This window comes from Tenacibaculum dicentrarchi, from assembly GCF_964036635.1.
Taxonomy (GTDB): Bacteria; Bacteroidota; Bacteroidia; order Flavobacteriales; family Flavobacteriaceae; genus Polaribacter; species Polaribacter dicentrarchi.
Genome location: NZ_OZ038524.1, coordinates 2,319,452 through 2,345,839, shown reverse-complemented (window position 1 = coordinate 2,345,839; position 26,388 = coordinate 2,319,452). Strand labels below are relative to the sequence as shown.

General features: G+C 30.8%; 24 protein-coding genes. 14 read left to right on the top strand and 10 right to left on the bottom strand.

All coding sequences use genetic code 11. The annotated features are described in order from the left end of the window. Window positions 1–17 precede the first annotated feature (17 nt). Together cydB and ABNT14_RS10180 are read right to left on the bottom strand one after the other, a co-directional pair. A complete protein-coding gene (cydB, locus tag ABNT14_RS10185) occupies window positions 18–1,091 on the bottom strand; it encodes a cytochrome d ubiquinol oxidase subunit II (RefSeq protein ID WP_101903108.1) in 1,074 nt (357 codons plus the stop codon). A gap of 2 nt (window positions 1,092–1,093) precedes the next feature. Further along, on the bottom strand, window positions 1,094–2,425 hold the full coding sequence (locus ABNT14_RS10180; RefSeq protein WP_101903107.1) for a cytochrome ubiquinol oxidase subunit I: 1,332 nt from the start codon (window positions 2,423–2,425) through the stop codon (window positions 1,094–1,096). Window positions 2,426–2,580: 155 nt separating this feature from the next. Here ABNT14_RS10180 and ABNT14_RS10175 point away from each other — a divergent pair, with 155 nt between their 5' ends. Continuing rightward, a complete protein-coding gene (locus ABNT14_RS10175; RefSeq protein ID WP_101903106.1) occupies window positions 2,581–4,464 on the top strand; it encodes a B12-binding domain-containing radical SAM protein in 1,884 nt (627 codons plus the stop codon). Window positions 4,465–4,727: 263 nt separating this feature from the next. On the opposite strand, the gene ABNT14_RS10170 is transcribed toward ABNT14_RS10175, so the two are convergent. Both ABNT14_RS10170 and ABNT14_RS10165 read right to left on the bottom strand, forming a co-directional pair. Further along, entirely contained in the window at window positions 4,728–5,366 is a 639-nt protein-coding gene (locus ABNT14_RS10170) for a WG repeat-containing protein (RefSeq protein ID WP_101903105.1), read from the bottom strand. 138 nt (window positions 5,367–5,504) lie between these two features. Then, window positions 5,505–6,875: a saccharopine dehydrogenase family protein gene (locus ABNT14_RS10165; RefSeq protein WP_101903104.1), complete on the bottom strand. Its 1,371-nt coding sequence runs from the start codon at window positions 6,873–6,875 to the stop codon at window positions 5,505–5,507. A 77-nt stretch (window positions 6,876–6,952) separates the two neighbouring features. On the opposite strand from ABNT14_RS10165, the gene ABNT14_RS10160 reads away from it, so the two are divergent. From ABNT14_RS10160 to rlmN, 12 genes are all read left to right on the top strand, one after another. Continuing rightward, window positions 6,953–7,339 carry a DUF423 domain-containing protein gene (locus ABNT14_RS10160; RefSeq protein WP_101903103.1) on the top strand — a complete coding sequence of 129 codons (387 nt, stop codon included), beginning with the start codon at window positions 6,953–6,955 and terminating at the stop codon, window positions 7,337–7,339. 83 nt (window positions 7,340–7,422) lie between these two features. Further along, the gene (pckA, locus tag ABNT14_RS10155; protein ID WP_101903102.1) at window positions 7,423–9,024 is read left to right on the top strand and encodes a phosphoenolpyruvate carboxykinase (ATP); all 1,602 of its coding nucleotides are present in this window, start codon (window positions 7,423–7,425) and stop codon (window positions 9,022–9,024) included. Window positions 9,025–9,119: 95 nt separating this feature from the next. Continuing rightward, a complete protein-coding gene (gene ade / locus ABNT14_RS10150; protein ID WP_101903101.1) occupies window positions 9,120–10,742 on the top strand; it encodes an adenine deaminase in 1,623 nt (540 codons plus the stop codon). Window positions 10,743–10,795: 53 nt separating this feature from the next. Then, window positions 10,796–11,350, top strand: coding sequence for a crossover junction endodeoxyribonuclease RuvC (gene ruvC, locus ABNT14_RS10145; RefSeq protein ID WP_101903100.1), 555 nt, complete (start codon window positions 10,796–10,798; stop codon window positions 11,348–11,350). 6 nt (window positions 11,351–11,356) lie between these two features. After that, a complete protein-coding gene (gene hemW, locus ABNT14_RS10140; RefSeq protein WP_101903099.1) occupies window positions 11,357–12,472 on the top strand; it encodes a radical SAM family heme chaperone HemW in 1,116 nt (371 codons plus the stop codon). A 4-nt stretch (window positions 12,473–12,476) separates the two neighbouring features. Next, window positions 12,477–13,232 carry a cyclase family protein gene (locus ABNT14_RS10135; protein WP_101903098.1) on the top strand — a complete coding sequence of 252 codons (756 nt, stop codon included), beginning with the start codon at window positions 12,477–12,479 and terminating at the stop codon, window positions 13,230–13,232. A 260-nt stretch (window positions 13,233–13,492) separates the two neighbouring features. Beyond that, window positions 13,493–14,698, top strand: a complete 1,206-nt coding sequence (locus ABNT14_RS10130; RefSeq protein WP_101903097.1) for an MFS transporter — start codon at window positions 13,493–13,495, stop codon at window positions 14,696–14,698. A gap of 303 nt (window positions 14,699–15,001) precedes the next feature. Next, window positions 15,002–15,328: a nucleotide pyrophosphohydrolase gene (locus ABNT14_RS10125; RefSeq protein ID WP_058885777.1), complete on the top strand. Its 327-nt coding sequence runs from the start codon at window positions 15,002–15,004 to the stop codon at window positions 15,326–15,328. A 10-nt stretch (window positions 15,329–15,338) separates the two neighbouring features. Next, the gene (locus tag ABNT14_RS10120) at window positions 15,339–15,587 is read left to right on the top strand and encodes a hypothetical protein (protein WP_101903096.1); all 249 of its coding nucleotides are present in this window, start codon (window positions 15,339–15,341) and stop codon (window positions 15,585–15,587) included. 30 nt (window positions 15,588–15,617) lie between these two features. Next, entirely contained in the window at window positions 15,618–16,859 is a 1,242-nt protein-coding gene (locus ABNT14_RS10115; protein WP_101903095.1) for a 3-phosphoshikimate 1-carboxyvinyltransferase, read from the top strand. A 66-nt stretch (window positions 16,860–16,925) separates the two neighbouring features. After that, window positions 16,926–17,975: a tRNA preQ1(34) S-adenosylmethionine ribosyltransferase-isomerase QueA gene (gene queA / locus ABNT14_RS10110; RefSeq protein WP_101903094.1), complete on the top strand. Its 1,050-nt coding sequence runs from the start codon at window positions 16,926–16,928 to the stop codon at window positions 17,973–17,975. A 70-nt stretch (window positions 17,976–18,045) separates the two neighbouring features. Beyond that, window positions 18,046–19,086, top strand: a complete 1,041-nt coding sequence (gene rlmN, locus ABNT14_RS10105; RefSeq protein WP_101903093.1) for a 23S rRNA (adenine(2503)-C(2))-methyltransferase RlmN — start codon at window positions 18,046–18,048, stop codon at window positions 19,084–19,086. Window positions 19,087–19,164: 78 nt separating this feature from the next. On the opposite strand, the gene ABNT14_RS10100 is transcribed toward rlmN, so the two are convergent. Beyond that, window positions 19,165–20,697, bottom strand: coding sequence for a toxin-antitoxin system YwqK family antitoxin (locus tag ABNT14_RS10100; RefSeq protein ID WP_101903092.1), 1,533 nt, complete (start codon window positions 20,695–20,697; stop codon window positions 19,165–19,167). A gap of 102 nt (window positions 20,698–20,799) precedes the next feature. On the opposite strand from ABNT14_RS10100, the gene ABNT14_RS10095 reads away from it, so the two are divergent. Next, complete coding sequence (locus ABNT14_RS10095; protein WP_101903091.1) at window positions 20,800–21,777, top strand: polyprenyl synthetase family protein; 978 nt, start codon at window positions 20,800–20,802, stop codon at window positions 21,775–21,777. 203 nt (window positions 21,778–21,980) lie between these two features. On the opposite strand, the gene groL is transcribed toward ABNT14_RS10095, so the two are convergent. The 5 genes from groL to ABNT14_RS10070 all read right to left on the bottom strand — a co-directional run bounded on the left by groL (window position 21,981) and on the right by ABNT14_RS10070 (window position 26,356). Beyond that, a complete protein-coding gene (gene groL, locus ABNT14_RS10090) occupies window positions 21,981–23,609 on the bottom strand; it encodes a chaperonin GroEL (protein ID WP_101903090.1) in 1,629 nt (542 codons plus the stop codon). Window positions 23,610–23,652: 43 nt separating this feature from the next. Continuing rightward, the gene (locus ABNT14_RS10085; RefSeq protein ID WP_058885769.1) at window positions 23,653–23,928 is read right to left on the bottom strand and encodes a co-chaperone GroES; all 276 of its coding nucleotides are present in this window, start codon (window positions 23,926–23,928) and stop codon (window positions 23,653–23,655) included. A gap of 165 nt (window positions 23,929–24,093) precedes the next feature. Further along, window positions 24,094–24,432, bottom strand: coding sequence for a preprotein translocase subunit SecG (gene secG / locus ABNT14_RS10080; RefSeq protein WP_101903089.1), 339 nt, complete (start codon window positions 24,430–24,432; stop codon window positions 24,094–24,096). Between the two features lie 144 nt (window positions 24,433–24,576). Continuing rightward, a complete protein-coding gene (locus ABNT14_RS10075) occupies window positions 24,577–25,086 on the bottom strand; it encodes an LptE family protein (protein WP_101903088.1) in 510 nt (169 codons plus the stop codon). A 25-nt stretch (window positions 25,087–25,111) separates the two neighbouring features. Beyond that, complete coding sequence (locus ABNT14_RS10070) at window positions 25,112–26,356, bottom strand: sigma 54-interacting transcriptional regulator (protein WP_101903087.1); 1,245 nt, start codon at window positions 26,354–26,356, stop codon at window positions 25,112–25,114. Between the last annotated feature and the right edge of the window lie 32 nt (window positions 26,357–26,388).

Sequence of the window (26,388 nt, the reverse complement as noted above, 5' to 3'; positions counted from 1 at the left end):
TTTATGTTGTTAGCTAGTTAATGTCCGTAATCCATATTGTCTATTTTTCCGCCCATAATCTTTTTTTGCACAATCATATATACAAAAAGTAAGATAAAACCAACCACACCCCAATAAGTTGCTACCGATAATCCGTAGGCAGTGGTAGTGGTGTTGTATATTGTTAAAGAGTCGTTTACGGTATTTGTTGAGGGTAAAATTACAGGAAATAGTGATGCTAAAGAGGAAGTTATTCCTCCTAAAATCAGTAAGGTAGAAAAAGTAAACGCATAGATTTCTTTGTTCAGTTTTTCAACAAAAAATAAGCCAACTAACCCTGAAATATAAATAAGCGGAAATACCAATAAAAAAGGATTTTCAATAAAATTATTCAAGGAGTTAGGGTTTACAATTTGCCAGATAATTAATGAAAATATAGTTAAACCAATTAGTAAAATATTTAATTTAAAAACGGTTTTCTTTAATTTTTCATTAATAGATGAATTAGTTTTTAAAACAATCCAATTTGCACCGTGAATTGCCAAAGTAACCACCGCAATAATTCCGATAACAAGGGTAAACCAATCAATAACACCAGGGTTTTCAGCTAGTGGACTAAAGCTGTTATTCCAAAGAGGTAAGAAAAAATAATGAGCTTCATAGGCAGAAATTCCGTTTTCAACACTGCCTAAATTAACTCCTCTAATTACATTTCCTAAGGCAATTCCGAAGAATAAGGCAAGTAATAAACTCGATACGCCAAAAGAAGTATCCCAGATATCTTTCCACATTTGAAAGTTAAATTGCGATCTAAATTCTAGTCCAATCGCTCTGAAAATAATCAGCCATAAAACAATAATTAAAGGCAGATAAAAACCACTAAAAACCGATGCGTAAAATGTAGGAAATGCCATAAAAAGCATACCGCCTGCGGCAACTAGCCAAACTTCGTTAGAGTCCCAAAATAACCCTGCTGATTTAGCAATAACTTCTTTATCTTTCTCTTTTTTTGCCATAAATAAATGAATGATTCCTGTACCAAAATCATAACCATCTAAAATAAAAAATACAGTCAAAACAATTGCGATAATAATAAACCAAAATACTTCCATAATTAATGTGTTTGATGTTTAGGTCCTTGATGAATTGTTTTTCCTACCAATAGTAAAAATAATGCGCCGAGTAACATATATAAGGCTACAAATCCTAAAAGGGTAAATAAGGTATTTCCTGATGAAACCGTTGGCGATATTCCGTCACTTGTTTTCAATAATCCGTACACTAAATAAGGTTGTCTTCCTAATTCGGCAGTGTACCAACCTGTAATATTAGCGATATAAGGAAACGGAACTAAAAACATTATTGTCCATAATAATGGTTTAAAAGTGTATAGTTTTTTTCGATATAGAAAGAAAACTGCCAATCCCATAATTCCGATAAAAATTGTTCCTAAACCAACCATAATATGATACGAATAATAAAGTGCAGGAACATTATCTGGTAATTCCTCTTTTTTAAACTGATCCATTCCAGGCACTTGTTTATCCCATTCTTGATAGGTTAAAAAGCTTAAAATATTAGGAACTGCAATTTTATTATCTAGTTTTTTTTCTACCATATTTGGTTGCCCGATTAACACAATTTCGGCACCAGCTTCTTCGGTTTCAAAAATTCCTTCCATCGCCGCAAAAGATGCAGGTTGATATTTTGCTACATTTTTGGCGTTTAAATCTCCCGTAGGGAATGCCAATAATAAACTGGCAATAAACCCAAAAATAACGCCTGTTTTTAAAAGTAATTTACCGTATTCTAGGTTTTTATTTCTCAAAATATAAAAAGCACCAATACTTGCTACCACAAAAGCAGAAGTAGTAACCGAGGCAACTTGATTGTGTAAAAAAGCGGGTAACAACCACGGATTTGTAAATAAATCGCCAAAATTTTCTAGGACGAATTTTCCATTTGCTAAAACTTCATGTCCTACGGGATGTTGCATCCAAGCGTTGGTAGCTAAAATAAACCAGCCACTTGCCCAAGAACCTAAAAAGACTAAAAAAGCCGTTAAAAGATGGAGTTTTTGCCCCATTAATTTTTCACCAAAAATAAAAAGTACTAAAAAGGAAGACTCTAAAAAGAACGAAAACATGCCTTCCATCGCCAAGGTTTGCCCGATAATTCCGCCTGTTAATTCTGAAAATTTTGCCCAGTTAGTACCAAATTGAAATTCCATCGGGATTCCTGTAACAACGCCCATGGTAAAATTCACAGCAAATATTTTCATTAAAAATTTTGCTGAATTATTATATTTTTCAATATTATTTTTTAAGTATTTCCACTTAAAATACACGATTAATAAGGATAATCCCATGGTTAATTGTGGGAATATATAATGAAACGTGATTGTAAATGCAAATTGCAATCGGTCGTAAAATAGCATATCTTCCATCGAGAAGTAAATTTTTAAACAAATTTAATCCATATTTTTAGATAAATATGTAACATTTATAACATAATTTTTTTTGGTTATTAATTTTAAAAACCAAGCCTAATTTTACAATTTTTTCATAAATCAGATGGTATCTTTGCGGTTCATTTATATTTATGGCGATTAATACACTTTTAATTACACCACCTTTTACGCAATTAAATACGGCATATCCGGCAACAGCATACATCAAAGGATTTTTAAATTCTAAAGATGTAAATGCTACGCAGATGGATTTAAGCATCGAGCTTTTTACCGCTGTGTTTACCAAAGAATTTATAGACGCTATTTTCAAACAGGCTGAAATGCTTGGGAATAATGATTTTCCGTTGGTAGGAAATCAGCAAGAAAATTATATAGATAAAGTAGATTTTGTGATGAATTATTTGAGAGCGCAAGAAGTTACGGCGGCGTATCAAATAGTACATAAAGATTTTTTACCTCACGGACATAGACGTATTAAATTAGCTAAAAATTTAACTACCGAATTTGGGAAATTAGGAATTTTAGATAAAGCCAAACATATTGCAACTTTATTTGTAGAAGAATTGGGCGATTTTATAAATGCCAATGTCGATGAGTTTTTTTCTTTTACACGTTATGCCGAACAATTAGGGCGATCGGCTTCTAGTTTTGATACTATTGATGAATTTCTTCAATATGAAACTACTTTAATTGAAGATGAAATGTTGTATCTTTTAGATGAAAAAATAAAGGAACAAATAACATCAGAAATAACCGAAAAATCGTATGATTTAATTTGTTTTACTGTGCCATTTCCAGGGAATTTATTTTCCGCTTTGCGATGTGCTCAATTTATAAAACAACAATATCCAAAGATAAAAATAGCCATGGGTGGCGGTTATTGTAATACTGAATTAAGACGTTTATCTGACCCCAGAATTTTTAATTTTGTAGATTTTATTACCTTAGATGATGGTGAAGCTCCATTGTTAAGAATTACCGAATTTTTAGATGGAAAAATAGGAGAGGAAGCTTTAGAAAGAACTTATATCTGTAGAAATAATAAGGTTATTTATGCAAATAAAATTCCGAATACAATATTTCATCATAAAAACTTACCTGCGCCGAGTTATATCGGCTTGCCGACTAATAAATATTTATCTTTTTTAGATGTAATGAATCCGATGCACAGAATGTGGTCAGACGGAAAGTGGAATAAACTCACCATTTCCCACGGATGCTATTGGAAACAATGTTCTTTTTGTGATGTTACATTAGATTATATCAGTAATTATGAAAACACCACAGCTGATGATTTGGTTAATAAAATTGAAAAAATAATATCAGAAACAGGTGTTACAGGATTTCATTTTGTAGATGAAGCAGCACCGCCAAAAATGTTAAGAGCTTTAGCTAATAAATTACTAGAACGAAAAATATTTATTACATGGTGGACAAATATTCGTTTTGAAAAAACCTTTACGCCTGAGCTTTGTGCTTTATTATCAAAATCGGGATGTATTGCTGTAACAGGAGGTTTAGAAGTGGCATCTGATAGATTACTTGCTAGAATGAAAAAAGGTGTAGATATTGGGCAAGTGGCACGAGTTACCAAAGCTTTTTCAGATGAGAATATTATGGTTCATGCTTATTTAATGTTTGGTTTTCCTACTGAAACGGATCAAGAAACTATTGATTCGCTAGAAGTTGTACGTCAGTTATTTCAAAATAATTGTATTCAATCTGCTTTTTGGCATCAGTTTGCGTGTACAAGTCATAGTCCTGTGGGAAAAAATCCTGATGCTTTTGAAATTAAAATTACAGGTCCTAAATTTAAAGGATTTGCAGAAAATGATTTATATCATGAAGATCCAACAGGGGCGGAGCATCATTTGTACAGTCAAGGATTAAATACGGCGTTAAATAATTACTTAAATTACAAAGGATTTGAAATACCTTTATATAAATATTTCGATTTTGAAGTACCAAAAACAACGCAAAAACCGAATTTAATTGAAGGGTTTTTGAAGGTTTAAAACCTGTTTGCATTTCATCTTAAAAAAAATATAACAGAAAAATAAAGAATCGAATCCGTCAACCTGAATTCAGTTCAGGTTCGCATCCTGATTTGCCGTAGTTTTCCTTGTTGATACGATGCTGAACTTAATTCAGCATGACGTTTATCTAATTTTAAAGAAGATAAGTTATTTTTTAAAAGTTTTTTTTGATAAAATCATAAACAAAAAAAATCATGTTACTTTTATGGTAACATGATTTTTTTATAAAAGAGTATCGTGTTTTATTCTTCGGTTTCTTTACTGTCTTTTGTTTTAAAAAAGGCATCAATATTATCATAAATAGCAGGAATTATTTCTTTACCTGAGGTATCAATAAAACCATATTTTACTTTGTTAACACAAACTTTAGCCCAGCCTTTTTTATAGGTGTCAAATGCGTCAATTTCGGTGTATTTTATTTTAACAATAGTGTTCCCTTTTTTATTGATAAAACCAAATTTATCTTTAATTTTTACTAAAGCCCAGCCTTTTTTGTATAAGTCAAAATCATATACTTTGTCAAACTTGGTGTTTATTACTTTTTGCCCCTTGTTGTCAATAAAACCTAATCGATTATTTTCTTTTATAAGTGCCCATTTTTTTTGAAACATTCCAAAATTACCAATAGAATCATAAACAGCTTCTACAACTTCATTTCCAAGTTTATCAATAAACCCTACTTTATTTTTAAGATTTACCTTAGCCCACCCTTTTCTTACGGCATTATAAGGTTCGATACTATTGTATTTTGGGGCAGCAATTTCTATTCCTTTATTATTAACAACTCCGTAAAGGTTGTTATTTTTGACGATAAAAAAATTTTGAGAAGTTGCATAGAAGCTTGAAAAAATGATAAAAGATAGTGCTATTTTTAATTTCATTACGTATTAATTTAGGGGATTAAAAAGTGTAAATATAAGGTCATTTAATTAATTTTTAAGTGTTTTATCTGCCAAAAAAAAAGACACCATTTTACGGATGTCTTTTGTATAAAAATGTAGTTAAATAGTGCTAAAATTTTATCCTTTTATAGTTTCAGGATTATAGCCTAAATAAGGAACGTCTTTTTCTACGAATATAATTCCGTACTCTTCTAGTTCTTTTAAAATAGGTTCGTAGACTTCTTTTTTAATCGGTAATTGTACACCAGGGTTTGTAATATTACCGTTTAAAATATGTAAAGTAGCCATTGCTACAGGTAATCCTACGGTTTTTGCCATTGCAGTATACGTTTGGTCATCACCTTTAATAACCATACTGCTTTCTATCTGATGTTTTTGATTATCAAGCTTATATCCAAATTTATGTTGCATAACAATCATGTCTTTATCATCGGCTTCAAGCGTCCATTTTTCAGAAAGTATGCTTTGTAATATTTGCGCAGGTGTGGCATTTTTTAAACCTGTTTTTTTAGTCGGATTAAAAATATCTAACTCTAAAAATTTATCCCACATTACATCATCTTGTTCTATTTTTAAATAAGAACGGAATTTTAATTCAACAGAATCAGAAGGAGAATAGGGTAAAAATAAATTAGTGAAATCACGGTATGTTAGGTTCTCTGAATTTTCAATAGTATAAGAGTCATCGGTCATTCCTAATTGCACAAATACATTCCAAGCTCTTGAAAAACCAACCTTTCTAACCGTTCCACGGTACATTGTTGGCACGTTTTCTAAATTATAAATACTTCGATATTGTAAAGAATCACGGTTTGCGTAGGCTTCAAATTTACCATGCCCATCAATATTTAAAAACTCTGTTCTTCTAAATAATTTATGATATGGAATATATTTAGAGGTGTTTTCTTGAATAAACATTGCAGCACCTCCTTGTCCTGCTAACACTACGTTTCTAGGGTTCCAAGTAAATTTATAGTTCCATAAATTTGTGTCACTCTCTGGGGCAACTAAACCACCACAAAATGATTCGAAAAGTAACATTTTAGCGCCTTTTTCATGAATTTTGTCAATTACTTGCATGGCACTCATATGGTCAATCCCTGGATCTAAACCAATTTCATTCATAAACACCAAGCCTTTTGCTTTTACATCAGCATCTAAAGCTTTCATTTGATCAGAAATATAAGAAGCCGTTACCAAGTGTTTTGCGTAGGTAAGACAATCTTTGGCAACTTCAATATGAAAACGAGCAGGCAACATTGAAATAACAATATCGGCATTTTGAACTGCTTGTGCACGTTGATTTGCGTTAAAAACGTCTAATTCTACAGCAGTTGCATTTTTATGATTATTGATAATTGCTTCTGCATTTTTAAGCGAAAGATCACCAATTGTTATGTGTAAGTTTTCTACTGTTGATTTATCTAATAAATATTTTATAAGAGACGAACAAGATCTACCAGCGCCAATAATTAATATTTTTCTCATATTATAGTGTACTTTTGTTTTCTATTTAAAGCACAATATCGTTAAATAAAGTTTAAAATTAAACAAAATCAGTAAAAATGTATAGAAATTTAACAATTGCATCCATCTTAGGAGTACTTGGAGTTATTTTAGGAGCTTTTGGCGCACATGCTTTAAAATCAAAATTGAGTTCAGAAGCCTTGCAAAGCTTTGAAACAGCAGTCAGGTATCAATTTTTACACGTACTCGTTTTACTTTTTGTAAATATGTTCAATGAGTTTAATTTGAAGCAAAAAAACAGGATAAGTTTTCTTTTTATAGCAGGAATTGTACTGTTTTCAGGTTCAATTTATACCATTCAGTTAGTAGAAGTACCCGCAAAAAATATTTGGTTTGTAACGCCTTTGGGTGGTGTTTTACTAATAATAGGTTGGTCTGTAATGGCTTTTGAGTTTATTAAAAAGTTATCAAATAAAAAGAATTAATCATAAAAAAAATCAATAATTAACCTGTTAAGGTCAAAAATCCCTATTTTTGTGTGAACTTAACACAACTAAAATATTTTAAGATGACAAATCTTGATACAAAAACGATATCGATAGAAAACTTAGGTATTAAGAATGCTACGGTTCGCTATCAATTAACTTCAGACGAGTTACACGATATAACTATTGAAAAAGGACAAGGAGAAAACACTAGTTCAGGAGCATTGGCTGTAAAAACAGGTGAGTTTACTGGGCGTTCTCCAATGGATCGCTTTATCGTTAAAGACGATATTACAAAAGATGAAATTTGGTGGGGAGATATAAACCTTCCTTTCGACTCAGAAAAATTTGATAAATTATACGATAAAGTAACTAATTATCTTTCAGAAAAAGAGGTTTTTGTACGTGATAGCTATGCGTGTGCAGATGAAGATTACAAACTAAATATTAGAGTTGTAAACGAATATCCTTGGAGTAATATGTTTGCTTACAACATGTTTTTACGCCCAACTGCAGAAGAATTAAAAGGTTTTTCTCCAGAATGGACGGTTGTAAATGCACCAGGTTTTATGGCAGATCCTGCGGTTGACGGAACTCGTCAGCACAACTTTGCTATTTTAAACTTCGAGAAAAAAATTGCTTTAATTGGTGGAACTGGTTATACTGGTGAAATTAAAAAAGGAATTTTTTCTGCTTTAAACTTTATTTTACCTGTATTTAAAAATACGTTACCAATGCACTGTTCTGCAAATGTTGGTAAAGAAGGTGATACTGCTATTTTCTTCGGATTATCAGGAACTGGAAAAACGACTTTATCTACTGACCCAAATCGTAGTTTGATTGGTGATGATGAGCACGGTTGGACTTCAGAAAACACTGTATTTAACTTTGAAGGAGGTTGTTACGCTAAAGTAATCGACCTATCTAAAGATAAAGAACCAGAAATTTATGCAGCTATTAAAAGAGGTGCAATTCTTGAAAATATAGTTACAGATGCTAAAGGTGATGTAGATTTTAATGATACCTCTATTACACAAAATACACGTGTAAGTTACCCAATACATCATATTGAAAATATTCAAACACCATCAGCAGGAAAAAATCCTAAGAACGTATTTTTCTTAACTGCAGATGCTTTTGGAGTATTGCCTCCAATATCGAAGTTAACACCAGGTCAGGCAGCATACCACTTTATTTCAGGATATACTGCAAAAGTTGCTGGTACTGAAGCAGGTGTTACTGAGCCATTACCAAGTTTTTCTGCTTGTTTTGGAGCACCATTTATGCCATTACACCCAACTCGTTATGCAGAAATGTTAAGCGAAAAAATGAAAGAAACAGGGGTAAATGTTTGGTTGATAAACACCGGTTGGACAGCAGGTCCTTACGGAGTTGGTCATAGAATGAAACTTAAATACACTCGTGCTATGATTAACGCAGCATTAAACGGTGAATTAGGTGAAGTAAATGATGAAAACTATCATACACACTCTATATTCGGTTTAGCACAACCAAGACAATGTCCTGGAGTTCCTTCTGAATTATTAAGCCAACGTAAAGCTTGGGATAATGATGAAGAATATTATAAAACAGCACACAAATTAGCAGATTCATTTAGAGCAAACTTTAAGCAATTTGAAGAAAATGCAAATGATGAAATTTTAGCAGGTGGACCAATAGCTTAATTAACTATTGTAAAAATAATATATATAAAAGCATCCGAAAGGATGCTTTTTTATGTAGAAATACCACCTATTTTTGTTACTTTAAAATAACTAGTATGATTGTAAAAGGAAATATTGTTGATATAGAAAATAAACGAATTTATAAAGGAATTATTCAGGTTGAAAATGGTAAAATAAAAGATATTATAGCACAAAATCATACTATAGAAAATTATATTTTACCTGGTTTTGTAGATGCTCATATTCATATTGAAAGTTCGATGTTAGTGCCATCAGAATTTGCTAAAATTGCAGTTACACACGGTACAGTTGCAACAGTTTCTGACCCCCATGAAATAGCCAATGTATTAGGTGTAAAGGGAGTCGATTTTATGATTGAAAATGGAAAAAAAGTTCCATTAAAGTTTAATTTCGGAGCTCCAAGTTGTGTACCAGCAACATCTTTTGAAAGTGCTGGTGCAATTATCGATTCAGAAGATATTAAATTGATGATGGAAAATTCAGATATCAAATATTTAGCTGAAATGATGAATTATCCAGGCGTGTTATTTGATGATGCTGAGGTTTTGAAAAAAATTCAACATGCAAAAGATAATAAAAAACCCATAGATGGACATGCTCCAGCTTTGCGAGGCGATGATATTTCAAAATATATTTCAGCAGGAATTTCAACAGACCACGAGTGTTTTACCTATGATGAAGCTTTAGAAAAACTTCAAAAAGGAATGAAAATAATTATTAGAGAAGGAAGTGCCGCTAAAAACTTTGATGCTTTAATTGATTTATTACCAAATCATTTTGATAATATGATGTTTTGTTCTGATGATAAACATCCTGATGATTTATTAGTAGGACATATAAATGAATTATGTGAACGTGCCGTTTCAAAAGGAATTGATGTTTTTAAAGTATTGAAAGCAGCTTGTGTAAATCCTGTAAAACATTATAATTTAGATGTTGGTTTATTGCAAAAAGGTGATGATGCCGATTTTATTGTAGTCGAAAATTTAGAGCAATTTAAGGTCTTACAAACGTATATAAATGGCGAGTTAGTTGCTGAAAACGGAAAATCGTTTGTAAAATCAGTAGCTTTTGAGGTATTGAATAATTTTAATACAGATAAAAAAAGTATTGCTGATTTTGAGTTTAAATCATCCACAGAAAAAATTAGAGTTATTGAAGCCTTAGATGGCGAATTGGTAACCAATCAAATTGAAGCAAATTCGTTAATTAAAAATGGGAATTTAGTTTCGAATACTCAAAATGATGTATTAAAAATGACGGTTGTAAATCGTTATAAAAATGCCAAACCATCAATAGCTTTTATAAAAAACTTCGGATTAAAAGAAGGTGCAATTGCAAGTTCTGTTGGACATGATTCTCATAATATTATTGCTATCGGTGTTTCTGATGAAGCTATTTGCAAGGCAGTAAATTTATTAATTGAAAATAAAGGCGGAATTTGTGCAGTAACAACATCCGAAGAAAAAATAGTTTCATTGCCTGTAGCAGGAATTATGTCTGATAAACCAGCTGTAGAAATTGGAAAATCTTATGCTGAATTAGATGCAATGGCAAAAAAAATGGGAAGTAAATTAAAAGCTCCTTATATGAGTTTATCGTTTATGGCATTGTTGGTTATTCCATCGTTAAAATTATCAGATAAAGGGTTGTTTGATGGAAATACGTTTCAATTTACATCATTAGAAGTTGGATAAATTTACCGAATAATAATTGATTAGTTTTGTATTTGCAGAAATTGCCATAAAATTTGAAGACAGAAAAAATAATATTAGGAGTTGACCCAGGTACAAGTATCATGGGGTTTGGGATTATAAAAGTTGTAGGAAAAAAAATGGAATTTGTTCAAATGAATGAATTAGTTTTAAAAAAATACGACAATCATTATATCAAATTAAAGCTGATTTTTGAACGAACTATTGAATTAATAGATACGTATCATCCTGATGAAATTGCTTTAGAAGCACCTTTTTTTGGTAAAAATGTACAATCGATGTTAAAGCTAGGTCGTGCGCAAGGTGTAGCGATGGCGGCAGCATTATCACGAGATATTCCCGTAACAGAATATGCACCTTTGAAAATAAAAATGGCAATTACAGGAAGTGGAAAAGCAAGTAAAGAGCAAGTTGCTTTAATGTTAAAATCGTTATTAAACTTAAAAACCTTGCCGAAAAACCTAGATGCAACCGATGGTTTAGCCGCTGCGGTTTGTCATCATTATAATTCAGGAAAAGTTATTGGCGGTAAAAATTATACAGGCTGGGCTTCGTTTGTAAAGCAAAATGAAAAACGTGTTAAAAAATAAACTAATTTGGCAGGAATCTACATACATATACCGTTTTGTAAACAAGCATGTTTTTATTGCGATTTTCATTTTTCGACTTCTTTAAAAAAGAAAGACGAACTAATTTCGTGTTTAATAACAGAATTAGAAATCCGAAAAAAAGAATTACAAAACGAAATAATTGAAACTATTTATTTTGGTGGCGGAACTCCATCATTATTATCATCCGAAGAAATAACAAGTTTATTAAATGCGATTTATCAGCATTATAAAGTTATCGAAAATCCTGAAATTACACTAGAGGCAAATCCTGATGATTTATCCGAAGAAAAAATTTTAGAACTCGCAAATTCACCAATTAACCGATTGAGTATTGGCGTGCAATCTTTTTTTGAAGAAGATTTAAAAAGTATGAATCGGGCGCATAATTCAAAAGAAGCAAAAGAATGTTTATCAATAGCAACTCGTTATTTCGATAATATTACGATTGATTTAATTTATGGCGTTCCGAATATGAGCAATCAACGATGGAAAGAAAATTTGCAAATTGCTTTCGATTTTGGCGTAAATCATATTTCGAGTTATGCTTTAACAGTTGAGCCAAAAACGGTGTTAGATAGTTTTGTTAAAAATGGAAAATATCCCGAACCAGATGAAACAGAAGCCAAAGAACATTTTGATATTTTAGTCGCCCAAACTGCTAAAAATGGATTTGTACATTATGAAATATCAAATTTTGGAAAACCAGCTTATTTTTCGAAACATAATACTTCGTATTGGTTGGGTAAAAAATATATCGGAATTGGTCCTTCGGCACATTCGTTTAGTAAAACACATCGCAGTTGGAATATTGCCAATAACGCAAAATATATAAAAGAATTACAAGAAGGAAATCTTCCGAATGAACAAGAAAAATTATCCGAAGAAGACCAATTTAATGAATATTTAATGACAGGTTTACGAACTATTTGGGGTGTTTCATTAGATGAAATTAAAGATTCTTTTAAAAATGATTTATTAAAATCATCAGAAAAATTTATATCCGAAGGATTATTAATTATTGAAAATAATACACTTAAAACAACTCCAAAAGGAAAGTTTTTAGCAGATGGTTTAGCATCAGAATTATTTAGAATAAAATAAAAATATGATTGCAGAAATATATCATAATTCAGAAAAATATAAAATAGATTTAGCAAAACCTTTAGATATTTCAATAGCAATTGATACATCAAAAGAAAATGTAAATGCTTGGTATATTGATGACCCAAAAATAACTCCTGTTAAATTAGATGATTGGATTGGAAGTGTTGAAAAAGGGGCATTTGTGAATTTTAATACTATCAATTTTAACCCGCATTCGCACATAACACACACCGAATGTGTGGGGCATATCACTAAAAAAGTGCATTCTATCAATAAGAATTTAAATAAATTTTTCTTTTTGGCTGAAGTGATAAGTATTTATCCGAAGAAATTAGAAAACGGTGATTTAGTAATAACAAAAGAACGACTAGAAAATGTTTTAGAAGATAAGAAGAGAGAAGCAGTTATTATTAGAACCTTGCCAAATTCTGATAAAAAAACAATTGCTAGATATTCAAATACGAATCCGCCATATTTGTTAGAAGAAGGTGCTGTTTATCTGAAAGAAAAAAATATTAAGCATTTATTAATTGATTTGCCTTCGGTAGATAAAGAAAAGGATGAAGGAAAATTAGTATCTCATAATGCTTTTTGGAATACATCAGAAAATATTCGTTTAGATGCTACTATAACAGAATTTATTTATGTAAAAGATGCTATAAAAGATGGTACTTATCTTTTAAATTTAATGATAGCACCTTTTGAAAATGATGCTACGCCAAGTAAACCTATTTTGTATAAAGTTGAAAATCAATAATTTTTTAACAATAATTAAACAAGTATTATTAGAAATAAGTATTCTTTTTTTTATAGATTTACAGCGTAATAAAAAAAGAATATGATAATTTTTAATACATATACATATAAGCAATGTTGGTTAATCGTAATATACGGTATAACTCGGGCTGTTTATGTATTATGATTATTTAAATATAAAATATATCAATTCTAAAAAGTCCGACTGTTAAGTCGGACTTTTTATTTTTACATCAAACTCAAAACAAAAAACTATCGATTATGAAAAAATTATATTTTAAGTATCTGAATACTTTTAAAGGACTCTCGAGAGAGGTTTGGTGGTTGGCTTTAATTACCTTAATCAATAGAGCAGGCACGATGGTAATTCCATTTTTGTCGTTGTATTTAATTAAAAGTTTAAATTTTACCTTAAAAGATGTCGGTTGGATTATGACATTTTTTGGGCTAGGTTCTGTACTTGGTTCATGGGTTGGCGGAAAATTAACCGATAAAATAGGCTTTTATAAAGTGATGAAAGCAAGTTTGTTTTTAACAGGTTTACTATTTATAGCCTTACAATTTGTAACTACATTTTATGGCTTTTGTATTGGTATTTTTTTAGTAATGTTGGTTGCTGATACTTTTAGACCCGCTATGTTTGTGGCGTTAAGTACCTATAGTAAACCCGAAAATAAAACCCGCTCGGTAACTTTAATTCGTTTAGCAATTAATTTAGGATTTTCCGCAGGACCTGCTTTGGGCGGGTTAATTATTACTTCGTTAAGTTACAGTGGTTTGTTTTGGGTAGATGGAATTACCTGTATTTCTGCCACTTTTTTGTTGATAAATGTTTTAAATCCGAAGAAAGTAAAAACGTTAGATGAACTAAAAGTCGTAAATCCAATATCTATTTTTAAAGATACTGCTTTTTGGCTGTTTTTTGTAGGTATATTTATTTTTGCATTGGTATTTTTGCAGTTGTTTTCAACAATTCCCTTGTATTATAAGCAAGCGCATCATTTGTCGGAATTACAAATTGGTTTGTTAATGGCAATGAATGGTTTTATTATTTTTGCGTTAGAAATGCCACTAATTAAATGGCTAGAAGAAAGTAAGTATTCGAAAGAATTTTTAATATTTATAGGCTTATTTTTAATGGGATTAAGTTTTTTTGTGCTAAATTTAACAAGTTGGTCGGGTATTTTAATTGTAGGAATGTTTTTTATGACCTTTGGCGAAATGATTGCACTTCCGTTTTCGAACGCTTTTGTAATTGATAGGGCTAAAAAAGGAAATCAAGGAGAATATATGGCATATTATAGCATCGCATTTTCGTTGGCACATATTTTTGGACACAATTCAGGAATGCGATTAATTGATGCTTATGGTTTTGATACCACTTGGAGTATTACAACGATTACCGCAGTTGTTGGATTGGTTATTTTTTTACTGTTGATGCGTATGGTGAAAAAAGAAAAAGCATAATGTTTAAGTACTGTGTTTTTTAGTTGAATATGTAAGGAAGAACAAAATAGCAATGCTACAATAGTTAAAATGGAGCAGGTAATTCTAGCCCCGATTGTAGCAATTGTTTGAGCTCTTTTTTATTTTTCTTTTTAAAAAAATAAAAAAAGCGAGTGCGGAAAGCGGGAAATAGCTTCAAAAAAAAATAATTTTAGGACGTTTAAAGGTTGTTTAAAGTTGATATGAATAGTAAAAACCTGCCTTTGCAAATTACCTAGCCGAAAAGAAATATTTATCTTTGAATTTTTAAAGAATCAACATAAAATGGATATACAAAACGCCCAAAAGGAAGTAGATAATTGGATTAAAAATCATGGAGTTCGTTATTTTAACGAGCTAACAAACATGGCGCAATTAACCGAAGAAGTAGGAGAGGTGGCTCGAATTATTGCCCGTCGTTATGGTGAACAAAGCGAAAAAGAAAGCGATAAAAATAAAGATTTAGGCGAAGAATTAGCCGATGTAATGTTTGTGGTATTGTGTTTGGCAAATCAAACAGGGATTAATTTACAGGATGCTTTTGATAAAAAATTAGACATCAAAACAAAGCGAGACCACGACCGTCATCATAATAACGAAAAATTAAAATAAGGTAATATAAATGAGTTTTAGTAAAAATATACAGCAAGGAAGTTTTTGGATTAACGTGCTAAAAATTAGTGTGCCATTTTTAATTTTTGTAACTATCTTTTCGTTATTGGTAAATAGTGGAAGTGCGTTATTTTCTGGAGATTTTGAAACAGTAAATAATATCAATTTTTCAGAAGGAAAATGGCAACGTTTTTGGTTAACCAAGTTAACTGTTAGTGTTTTATATGCTATTTATGTAGTGAATAAAAAAACAAAATAAATAGTATTTTAAAAAAAAAGAATATAAAGAATGAACTTACAACTAGCGAGTCGTAGAGATCAAACAATTAGTTCGGAGGTTGTTATTTCTGGGTCAAAAAGTGAATCGAATCGATTGTTAATCTTACAACAATTATTTCCAGAGATAACTATTCAAAATTTATCAGATTCTGATGATACGCATCATTTACAGGAAGCATTATCGGAAGAAAATAAAAAAAATGAAATAGCAGATATTGGTCATGCAGGTACGGCAATGCGTTTTTTAACGGCTTTTTTTGCAACCCAAGAAGGTGTTACAAAAATTTTACAAGGGTCTGAACGTATGCACAATCGTCCTATTGAAATTTTAGTAAATGCGCTTCGTGATTTAGATGTTAGTATTGAATACTTAGAAAAAGAAGGTTATCCGCCCATCAAAATTACAGGTAAAAATATTGTAAAAAATACTGTTACTATTGATGGAAATGTAAGTAGTCAGTATATTTCGGCGTTAATGTTAATTGCACCTAGTTTAAAAAATGGGTTAGCAATTGATTTAAAAGGTATTGTTACTTCTGTTCCATATATTGAAATGACGTTATCTTTATTGCATCAAATAGGTGTTTCGGCTACTTTTATTAAAAATACTATAAAAATAGAAGCTTTAGAAAATGTTGTACCTCAAAATATAGTTGTTGAATCTGACTGGAGTTCTGCTTCTTATTTTTATTCGTTAATAGCGTTGAGTAAAGTAGGTGCTACAGTAGAATTAACAGCTTATAAAAAAGATAGCTTACAAGGAGATAATTGTTTGGCTACTATTTATAAACATTTTGGTGTAACAACTACTTTTAAAGAGAATACGATTGTTTTATCTAAAGAAGAAAAGCATAGTACTGCTATTTTATCCGAAGATTTAAAAAATGCACCCGATATTGCTCAAACCATTGTTGTAACTTGCTTTGGTTTAGGAATTGCTTGTGATTTAACAGGGCTTCACACTTTAAAAATTAAAGAAACCGATAGGTTAGAAGCATTAAAAAAAGAGCTGACAAAACTTGGTGCAAATATTAGCGTTACCAGCCAAAGTTTACATTTAAAGGTAGCAAATAGTATTAATAGAAATATTACAATTGCGACCTATAACGACCACCGAATGGCAATGTCTTTTGCTCCTTTAGCATTAAAAACAACCATTATTATTGCCGATGCTCAGGTGGTAAGTAAATCGTATCTTAATTTTTGGGAAGACATGCAACAAGTAGGTTTAGAAACGATTAAAGTAAAATAAAAGGCAAATCACTTGACAAGGCCTATCTCGAAATTGTATATTTGCCAACGTAAGAAAAAAATATAAATGAAATTATCAAATTTTAGTTTTGAATTACCAGAAGAATTATTAGCTGAATATCCTTCAGAGCATAGAGATGAAGCACGTTTAATGGTGTTACATAGAGATACTCAGAAGATTGAACATAAGCTATTTAAAGATTTAATCAATTATTTTGATGAAGGCGATGTATTAATGTTAAACAATACCAAAGTTTTTCCTGCTCGTATGTACGGGAATAAAGAAAAAACTGGCGCTCGTATTGAAGTATTTTTATTACGTGAGCTAAATGCTGAAAATCGTTTGTGGGATGTATTGGTAGATCCAGCAAGAAAAATCCGTATCGGAAACAAGTTGTTTTTCGGTGAGGATGAAAGCTTAGTAGCTGAGGTTATTGATAACACAACATCACGTGGTAGAACATTACGTTTCTTATATGATGGTCCTTACGAAGAGTTTAGAGAAAAGTTAGTAAAGTTAGGAGAAACTCCTTTGCCTAAATATATTAAACGTGATGTTGAAATTTCTGATGAAGACCGTTACCAAACAATTTACGCAAAGCATGAAGGTGCGGTAGCAGCTCCAGCAGCAGGTTTACACTTTTCGAAGCACTTAATGAAGCGTTTAGAAATTAAAGGTGTTGATTTTGCAGAAACTACTCTACATGTAGGTTTAGGTACTTTTAATCCTGTTGAGGTAGAAGACTTATCGAAACATAAAATGGATTCTGAAAAAATTAAGGTAACTAAAGAAACTGCAGAAATGGTAAACAATGCCATTGCTAACAAAAAAAGAGTTTGTGCTGTTGGTACTACGGTAATGCGAACTGTAGAATCGGCAATTACTTCTAAGCAAAAGTTAAAAGAATTTGATGGTTGGACTAATAAATTTATTTTTCCTCCTTTTGATTTTAGCGTAGCAAACTGTATGGTTACTAATTTTCATTCACCAAAATCTACTTTAATGATGACAGTTTCAGCTTTTGCTGGTCATGATTTTATGATGGAAGCGTATGAAGAAGCAATTAAAGAAAAATATAAATTTCACTCGTATGGAGATGCGATGTTAATTTTATAATAACACATAAATTTTATTAATATAAAACCTCACAAGGATACTTGTGAGGTTTTATGTATTTTTGTACCCGATGGAAGTAAAGAAGAAAGATATACGCGCATTATCAAAAGAAGAACTTCGTGATTTTTTTGTAAGCAATGGAGATAAATCATTTAGAGGGAATCAAGTATATGAATGGTTGTGGAGTAAATCGGCACATTCATTTGATGATATGACTAGTTTATCAAAAGGTACACGTCAAATGTTAGATGAAAATTTTGTAATTAATCATATTCAGGTTGATACAATGCAACGTAGTAAAGACGGTACGGTAAAAAATGCGGTACGTTTACACGACGGATTAGTGGTAGAATCGGTTTTAATACCAACAAAAACAAGAACTACTGCTTGTGTTTCTAGTCAAGTAGGTTGTAGTTTAGATTGTAAATTTTGTGCAACAGCACGTTTAAAAAGAATGCGTAACTTAAACCCTGATGAAATTTTTGATCAGGTGGCTGCTATCAACAAAGAAAGTTTATTGTATTATAATAAAAAACTTTCAAATGTTGTTTTTATGGGAATGGGAGAGCCTTTAATGAACTATAAAAACGTAATTAAATCAATAGAAAAAATTACATCTCCAGAGGGTTTAGGAATGTCTCCTAAGCGTATTACAGTTTCTACATCAGGAGTGCCAAAAATCATAAAAAAAATGGCTGATGATGAAGTGAAATTTAATTTAGCTGTTTCGTTACACTCTGCAATTGACGAGGTTCGTACTTCAATAATGCCTTTTAATGCTACCTTTCCTTTAAAAGATTTAAAAGAGGCTTTGGAGTATTGGTATGAAAAAACTGAACGAGTAATTACTTATGAATACGTAGTTTGGGGAGGTGTTAATGATAAAAAAGAAGATATTAAGGCATTAATTCAGTTTTGCAAACATGTACCTTGTAAGGTGAATTTAATTGAATATAATCCTATTGGTGATCCGAATTTTAAGCAAGCAAGCCCAGAGGTAATTAATAATTATATTTCAAATTTAGAAATGCACGATATTAACGTAAACGTTCGTCGTTCACGAGGAAAAGATATTGATGCCGCTTGTGGTCAATTAGCAAATAAAGAATAATAAATACTGTAGTTTTTAGTTTAAAATTTGATGAAAACGTCTTATTATTTAGAATAAATAATAAGACGTTTTTTTATGTTAATTAAAAGTTTTAGTTGCTATTTTTTTACCCAATTTATACTCAATTTCTTTATTAATACTGCCATCCAAATGGTAGTGTTTCCAAACACCATCTTTGTTATTATTACTGTAATTACCTTCTATTGAAATGATATTAGCAGCGTTATATTTTTTATAAACTCCGTGTTTAGAGTTGTTTGCATATGTTATCTCTTCTATTAAACGTCCTTTTTTAGGTTCGAAAAATTGCCATAAACCATTTTTATATCTTTTCAAATAACGCCCTTTTTTAATTAAAAAACCATCTTTACTATATACTTCAACAGTGGCATTGTTTGTTTTTCCAATTTGTTTGATAATTTCTTTTTTATTGCCATTTTCAAAATATAATTCTGAATTAATCAGTTCTCCATTTTCATAAAATTGCTTTACTAAAAGGACTTTATTTAAATTATATTTAAGGTAATTCCCATCTAATTTACCTTTATTATACGTTCCAGATTCTTTAATGTTTTCGTTTATATAGTATTTTTTATAATTATATTTTTCTGAATTTACATATGATTTTTCAAAAAATACACTTCCATTTTTATCTTTTTTATACCATTTTCCGCTAGGTTTACCTGCATTATACTCTTCTAATACAATATTTCCATCACTATATTTTCGAAACCATTTACCGTGCTTTTTATTGTCTTTATAAAATTCTACGATTGTTTTTTCACCTTCTTTATTATATCGAATATAGTCGCCATTAATACGTCCATTTTTATAGTTTTTTTGATATTTTAAAGTGTTGTTCTCGTGGTATCTTTTTTCGGTATAATCGTTATTTGAGTAATATTTTTTTTCCCATTTTAAATTACCTTCTTCACCTTTTTGAAACCAAGAACCAAAATAGTTACCATTTTTATATTCTTTACGACTTTTAATAGCACCATTTTTATGGTAATTTTTTAGTGTATATGTTTTTGGTGTTGTATATTTTTTCTTCCAAATAAGATTGTCATTATCTTTAGAAAACCAAGTTCCTTTAGGAAGTCCATCTTTATATTCTTTTTGAGTTACAATAATTTTATCTTGATGTAATCTAGATTTAGAATGTTCCCAAAACAGTCCATCTTTAATACCATTTTTATAATTTTCTACTGCAATTTCATCACCTTCTTTATTGTAGGTACTCCATTTTTCATTTTTTTTTCCAGCAATATAAAAACCCTTTCTTTTGATTGATTCATCAGTATAATAAACTGTAAATTCACCATTTTTAAGTCCGTTTTTATAGTTTATTTTCGAATATAAAATACCGTCAGAATCATAATTAAATTTTGTTTTTGAAATTAAACCATCCGAAAATGTAATTTTAGAGTAAGCACCATTATAGTCTGCTATTTTAAATAATCCTGTTAATTTTTCGCCTTTTAAATTTTTATAAATAGTTTCTTTTCCAAATTTTTGAATATCAACATCTCTCCAAAGCATTGTTTCTTGAGAAAAAACTACATTTTGATAGATTAAAAAAATAAGTAAGAAGTTTAAAGCTTTATTCATAGCGTTTTAGTAATAAAAAAAATAAATTATTGACTGTGAAATTATTGTTTTTATTATTATTAATCTAGTACTTTTACTTTTAAATTAATTTTTTTGTTGAACATGAAGCCAGTAGAACAAATTAAACTTCCTATTCAAAATGAAATGGAACTTTTTGAAAAAAAATTCAAAGATTCCATGTTATCAAAAGTTCCCTTATTGAATAGAATTACCTATTATATAGTTAGAAGAAAAGGAAAACAAATGCGTCCTATGTTTGTTTTTTTGGTAGCTAAAATGGTTTCTGATGGTGGATTTGATGAGCGAACTTACAGAGGTGCATCTGTTGTCGAATTAATTCACACGGCTACTTTGGTACATGATGATGTGGTAGATGATAGTAATCGTCGCCGTGGATTTTTCTCGGTTAATGCCCTTTGGAAAAATAAAATTGCCGTTTTAGTTGGTGATTTTTTATTATCAAAAGGATTGTTACTTTCTATTGATAATGAAGATTTTGATATTTTAAAATTGATTTCTATCGCTGTTCGTGAAATGAGCGAAGGGGAGTTACTTCAAATAGAAAAAGCAAGAAAATTAGATATTACTGAAGATATTTATTTCGATATTATTCGTCAAAAAACCGCTACTTTAATTGCTGCTTGTTGCGGAATTGGCGCGGCATCAGTAGGATCGAATAATGAAACGGTTCAAAAAATGCGAAAATTTGGAGAGTATATTGGAATTGCTTTTCAAATTAAAGATGATTTGTTTGATTATACCGAAGAAAAAATAGGAAAACCGACAGGAATCGATATTAAAGAACAAAAAATGACGCTTCCGTTAATTTATACCTTAAACAACTGTTCGAAAAAGGAAAAATCGTGGTTAATAAATTCGGTTAAAAAGCATAATACTAATAAAAAACGAGTAAAAGAAGTAATTGCTTTTGTAAACAATAACGGAGGTTTGGAATATGCCACAGCTAAAATGCACAGTTATAAAAATAAAGCCTTGGCAATACTTGAAAATTTTCCAGAATCGGACTATAAAAAATCATTAAAATTAATGATTGATTATGTAGTTGCTCGTAAAATATAAATTTTTATTAGAAGCTATTTCCCGCTTTCCGCACTCGCTTTTTTTTGAAGAAAAATCAAAAAAAGAGCTCAAACAGATGCTTCAATCGGGGCTAGGTATTTACAGCTAAACTAAAATAATTTAGATATTAAATATAAAAACAAACCCTCTTGATTATTTTTATCAAGAGGGTTTGTAAATTTATTTTATAATGATGTTAATTATTACATCATTCCTGGCATACCACCACCCATTGGAGGCATAGGAGCTGCATCTTCTTTAATATCAATTAAAGCACATTCGGTAGTTAAAATCATCCCTGCAACCGATGCTGCATTTTCTAAAGCAACACGAGTTACTTTTTTAGGGTCAATAATACCAGCTTCAAGCATATCAACATAAGCTTCAGATTTAGCATCATAACCAAATCCTTTTTTACCTTCTAAAACTTTGTTAATAACAACAGAACCTTCACCACCTGCATTTTCAACAATAGTTCTTAAAGGCGCTTCAATTGCTTTGTAAACAATTTGTATACCTGTAGTTTCGTCTAAGTTTTCAGTCGTAATAGCTTTTAAAACTTTTTTAGCACGAACTAAAGCAACACCACCACCAGCAACGATACCTTCTTCTACAGCAGCACGAGTTGCATGTAAAGCATCGTCAACACGGTCTTTCTTTTCTTTCATTTCTACTTCAGAAGCAGCACCAACATATAAAACTGCAACACCACCAGATAACTTCGCTAAACGTTCTTGTAGCTTTTCTTTATCATAATCAGAAGTAGTAGTTTCAATTTGAGCTTTAATTTGATTTACACGAGCTTTAATCTGTGTATCATCACCAGCACCATTCACAACAGTAGTATTATCTTTATCAATAGTAACTGTTTCAGCAGTACCTAATAAATCTAAAGTAGCGTTTTCTAAAGAGAAACCTCTTTCTTCAGAAATAACAGTTCCACCTGTTAAAATAGCAATATCTTCTAACATTGCTTTTCTACGGTCACCAAAACCAGGAGCTTTTACTGCAGCAATTTTTAAACCACCACGTAATTTATTAACAACTAAAGTAGCTAATGCTTGTCCATCAACATCTTCAGCAATAATTAATAAAGGTCTTCCTGATTGAGAAACAGGTTCTAATATTGGAAGAATTTCTTGTAAGTTAGAAATCTTTTTATCAAATAATAAGATATAAGGGTTATCTAAAGTAGCAATCATTTTATCAGCATCGGTAACAAAATAAGGAGATAAATAACCTCTATCGAATTGCATACCTTCAACAACGTCAACATAAGTTTCCATTCCTTTAGCTTCTTCAACAGTAATTACACCTTCTTTACCAACTTTACCAAAAGCAGTTGCAATTAAATCACCAATAACTTTATCGTTATTAGCAGAAATAGAAGCTACTTGTTGTATTTTTTCTGATGAATCACCAACTTCTTTCGATTGTTTAGCTAAATCTTCAGTAATAGCAATAACTGCTTTGTCAATACCACGTTTTAAATCCATAGGATTTGCACCTGCAGCAACGTTTTTTAAACCTTCTTTAACAATAGCTTGTGCTAATACAGTTGCAGTTGTAGTTCCATCACCAGCTAAATCGTTAGTTTTAGATGCTACTTCTTTAACCATTTGAGCTCCCATATTTTCTAGAGAGTCTTCTAATTCAATTTCTTTAGCAACAGTAACACCATCTTTTGTAACGTGAGGCGCACCGAAAGCTTTAGAAATAATTACATTACGTCCTTTAGGACCTAAAGTTACTTTTACTGCATTTGCTAATGCATCAACTCCACGTTTTAAACCGTTACGAGCATCTACATCAAATTTTATATCTTTTGCCATTTTTAGATCTGTTTTTTATTAATTTTAAATTGATAAGAGAAAATTAAATGATAGCGAAAATATCGCTTTCTCTCATAATTAAATAATCTTTTTCTTTGTGTTTTAAGTCAGTACCTGCATACTTTCCGTATAAAACAGTATCACCAACTTTAACAGTTAAAGGTTCTTTTTTTGTTCCTTTTCCAACGGCAACAACAGTTCCTTTTTGAGGTTTTTCTTTTGCGTTATCAGGTATAATAAGCCCAGATGCGGTAGTCGTTTCTGCAGCAGCAGGTTTTATAAGAACTCTATCTGCTAAAGGTTTTATTTTTAATCCCATTTTATATAAATTATGATTAAGTATTTTTGTTTCTACGCGTTAAAAATAGGCAGAAATTATGCCATTAAAAAATGTATGCCACTTTTTCTAAATCCTTGAAAATTGCGTACAAAAAAATGCCAACGTGTCATTTACGTTGGCATTTTATATTGTATGTTTATAAGATTACTTTACGCTATCTTTTGTAGTCGTTGTTGCAGGTACGTCAGGAGTTGTAGCTTCTACGTTTTCTAAAGCACTATCTAATTGAGGTGCATTAGTTGAAGTTCCTCTAGGAATTGCAAAATTCGCCATTAAAATTAAAGCAAACATAGCAATTGCTAAAGTCCAAGTACTTTTATCTAAGAAAGTATTTGTGTTTTGTACACCACCAATGTTTTGAGCACTACCACCTCCAAGAGAAGAAGATAATCCGCCACCTTTAGGGTTTTGCACCATTACAATTAAGATTAATGCTATTGCAACAATCAATATTAATACTAAAAGTAAAGTATATGTTGTCATTATTTATTTTGATTTAGTTTTCAATTTTATAAAAGTATAACATACTTTTATTAGAACTGCAAAGTAACTACTTTTTTCTGAATATTTCAAACTTAATCTTTTATAAGCTTTAATTTGATGTTTTTAGCAGGTTTTATTCTAAAATTACCATTTAGCTACAGAGGCATTAAAAACATCTTGTGTTATTCTCTCTAAAATTTTATTTAAAGCAGTTTCTAATACACCACCTGTTAATTGTTGTGTAGCCTGATAATCATGATAAAAAGAAAAACGTTTTTCAAAATTATCTTTTTCATTTAAGCTATTTTCAAAAATAACATTTACGGTAATTGTTAACCTGTTTTGTGCGGCTTTTTGATCGGCAGTAGCACTCATCGGATTAATTCTGTAATCTACAATTTCGCCAGAAAAATGTAACTGCCCGTTTGTGTTTACTAAGGTTAGGTTTGTTTGACGTGTAAATAACTCTTGTAAATCTTGGGTGAATTTTTGGCTTAAAGTTGGTTCAATTAAAGGTGCTTGATTTTGAAAAAAATCAACTTGAATTGTTTTAGCTTCGCCTGTATTTCCTCCTGTAAATGAATATGCACCGCAACCTAGTAGTATAAATAGTATGCTGATAGAAATTAAAAAGATGTTTACACAGTTTTTCATAATTTTAAGAATATTGTTGTTGCTATTATAAATCGTATTGTTTTATTTTACGGTATAAAGTTCGTTCAGAAATTCCAAGTTCTTTAGCTGCTAATTTTCGTTTATTGCTGTTTTTTTCTAAAGATTTTCGAATCATTTCAATTTCTTTTTCTTGTAATGATAAATTTTCGTCTTCTTCAATAGTTTCGGCGTATTCGTAATTATTTTCAGATGCTACTGCTGATGAGGTAGCCGATTGTGTAATTTGAACCACTTCTACATTTTCATTTTTCACAGGTTCTTTCTCTTGGTAAATACGTTCTATTAAGCCATGATTTTCTTCTTTTACTTGCTCGGTATTGCCACTTTGCATTAAATCTAGGGTTAATTTTTTTAAGTCATTGATATCGTTTCGCATGTCGAATAAAATTTTGTACATGATATCTCGTTCGTTAGCAAAATCAGAATTACCAGATTGTCCTCCTATAATTGTAGGGAAATTCTCTTTGTTTTTTGGAAGGTATTGGACTAGTTTCTCAGCAGTAATTAAACGGCTTTCTTCAACTACAGATATTTGCTCGGCTAAGTTTCTTAATTGACGAATATTACCTGGAAAGTGGTAGTTTAATAAAATTTTTATAGCATTATTTTCTAGGCGAATGGTTGGCATTCGATATTTTTGAGCAAAATCTGAAGCAAATTTTCTAAATAATAAGTGAATATCATTTTCTCGTTCTCGCAAAGGTGGTAATTCAATTTCAATAGTACTTAATCGGTAATATAAATCTTCTCTAAATTTTTCTTTAGATATTGCTTGTTGCATATTTACGTTGGTAGCAGCAACAATACGGACATTTGTTTTTTGTACTTGTGATGATCCTACTTTTATAAATTCACCATTTTCTAAAACACGTAACAAACGAACTTGAGTGGTTAGGGGTAATTCACCAACTTCATCTAAAAAAATAGTTCCTCCGTCGGCAACTTCAAAGTATCCTTTACGAGAAGTTGTTGCACCTGTAAAAGCACCTTTTTCATGCCCAAATAATTCGCTATCAATTGTTCCCTCAGGAATTGCCCCACAGTTTACCGCAATATATTTTGCGTGTTTTCGGTGTGATAATTGATGTATTATTTTAGGGATACTTTCTTTACCAACACCACTTTCACCTACAACCAACACAGAAATATCAGTAGGCGCAACTCGAATGGCTTTTTCAATAGCACGATTTAGCTGGGTATCGTTACCAATAATTCCAAAACGTTGTTTTATAGCTTGTAAGTTTTCCATATTTTATGATGTAGTTGCAAAGTTTTTAATTT

What these genes read in the sequence shown, in the direction of transcription:
- cydB (WP_101903108.1), bottom strand. Translation starts at nt 1,091, where the DNA reads ATGGAAGTATTTTGGTTTATTATTATCGCAATTGTTTTGACTGTATTT.
- ABNT14_RS10180 (WP_101903107.1), bottom strand. Translation starts at nt 2,425, where the DNA reads ATGGAAGATATGCTATTTTACGACCGATTGCAATTTGCATTTACAATC.
- ABNT14_RS10175 (WP_101903106.1), top strand. Translation starts at nt 2,581, where the DNA reads ATGGCGATTAATACACTTTTAATTACACCACCTTTTACGCAATTAAAT.
- ABNT14_RS10170 (WP_101903105.1), bottom strand. Translation starts at nt 5,366, where the DNA reads ATGAAATTAAAAATAGCACTATCTTTTATCATTTTTTCAAGCTTCTAT.
- ABNT14_RS10165 (WP_101903104.1), bottom strand. Translation starts at nt 6,875, where the DNA reads ATGAGAAAAATATTAATTATTGGCGCTGGTAGATCTTGTTCGTCTCTT.
- ABNT14_RS10160 (WP_101903103.1), top strand. Translation starts at nt 6,953, where the DNA reads ATGTATAGAAATTTAACAATTGCATCCATCTTAGGAGTACTTGGAGTT.
- pckA (WP_101903102.1), top strand. Translation starts at nt 7,423, where the DNA reads ATGACAAATCTTGATACAAAAACGATATCGATAGAAAACTTAGGTATT.
- ade (WP_101903101.1), top strand. Translation starts at nt 9,120, where the DNA reads ATGATTGTAAAAGGAAATATTGTTGATATAGAAAATAAACGAATTTAT.
- ABNT14_RS10135 (WP_101903098.1), top strand. Translation starts at nt 12,477, where the DNA reads ATGATTGCAGAAATATATCATAATTCAGAAAAATATAAAATAGATTTA.
- ABNT14_RS10130 (WP_101903097.1), top strand. Translation starts at nt 13,493, where the DNA reads ATGAAAAAATTATATTTTAAGTATCTGAATACTTTTAAAGGACTCTCG.
- ABNT14_RS10125 (WP_058885777.1), top strand. Translation starts at nt 15,002, where the DNA reads ATGGATATACAAAACGCCCAAAAGGAAGTAGATAATTGGATTAAAAAT.
- ABNT14_RS10120 (WP_101903096.1), top strand. Translation starts at nt 15,339, where the DNA reads ATGAGTTTTAGTAAAAATATACAGCAAGGAAGTTTTTGGATTAACGTG.
- ABNT14_RS10115 (WP_101903095.1), top strand. Translation starts at nt 15,618, where the DNA reads ATGAACTTACAACTAGCGAGTCGTAGAGATCAAACAATTAGTTCGGAG.
- queA (WP_101903094.1), top strand. Translation starts at nt 16,926, where the DNA reads ATGAAATTATCAAATTTTAGTTTTGAATTACCAGAAGAATTATTAGCT.
- rlmN (WP_101903093.1), top strand. Translation starts at nt 18,046, where the DNA reads ATGGAAGTAAAGAAGAAAGATATACGCGCATTATCAAAAGAAGAACTT.
- ABNT14_RS10100 (WP_101903092.1), bottom strand. Translation starts at nt 20,697, where the DNA reads ATGAATAAAGCTTTAAACTTCTTACTTATTTTTTTAATCTATCAAAAT.
- ABNT14_RS10095 (WP_101903091.1), top strand. Translation starts at nt 20,800, where the DNA reads ATGAAGCCAGTAGAACAAATTAAACTTCCTATTCAAAATGAAATGGAA.
- groL (WP_101903090.1), bottom strand. Translation starts at nt 23,609, where the DNA reads ATGGCAAAAGATATAAAATTTGATGTAGATGCTCGTAACGGTTTAAAA.
- ABNT14_RS10085 (WP_058885769.1), bottom strand. Translation starts at nt 23,928, where the DNA reads ATGGGATTAAAAATAAAACCTTTAGCAGATAGAGTTCTTATAAAACCT.
- secG (WP_101903089.1), bottom strand. Translation starts at nt 24,432, where the DNA reads ATGACAACATATACTTTACTTTTAGTATTAATATTGATTGTTGCAATA.
- ABNT14_RS10075 (WP_101903088.1), bottom strand. Translation starts at nt 25,086, where the DNA reads ATGAAAAACTGTGTAAACATCTTTTTAATTTCTATCAGCATACTATTT.
- ABNT14_RS10070 (WP_101903087.1), bottom strand. Translation starts at nt 26,356, where the DNA reads ATGGAAAACTTACAAGCTATAAAACAACGTTTTGGAATTATTGGTAAC.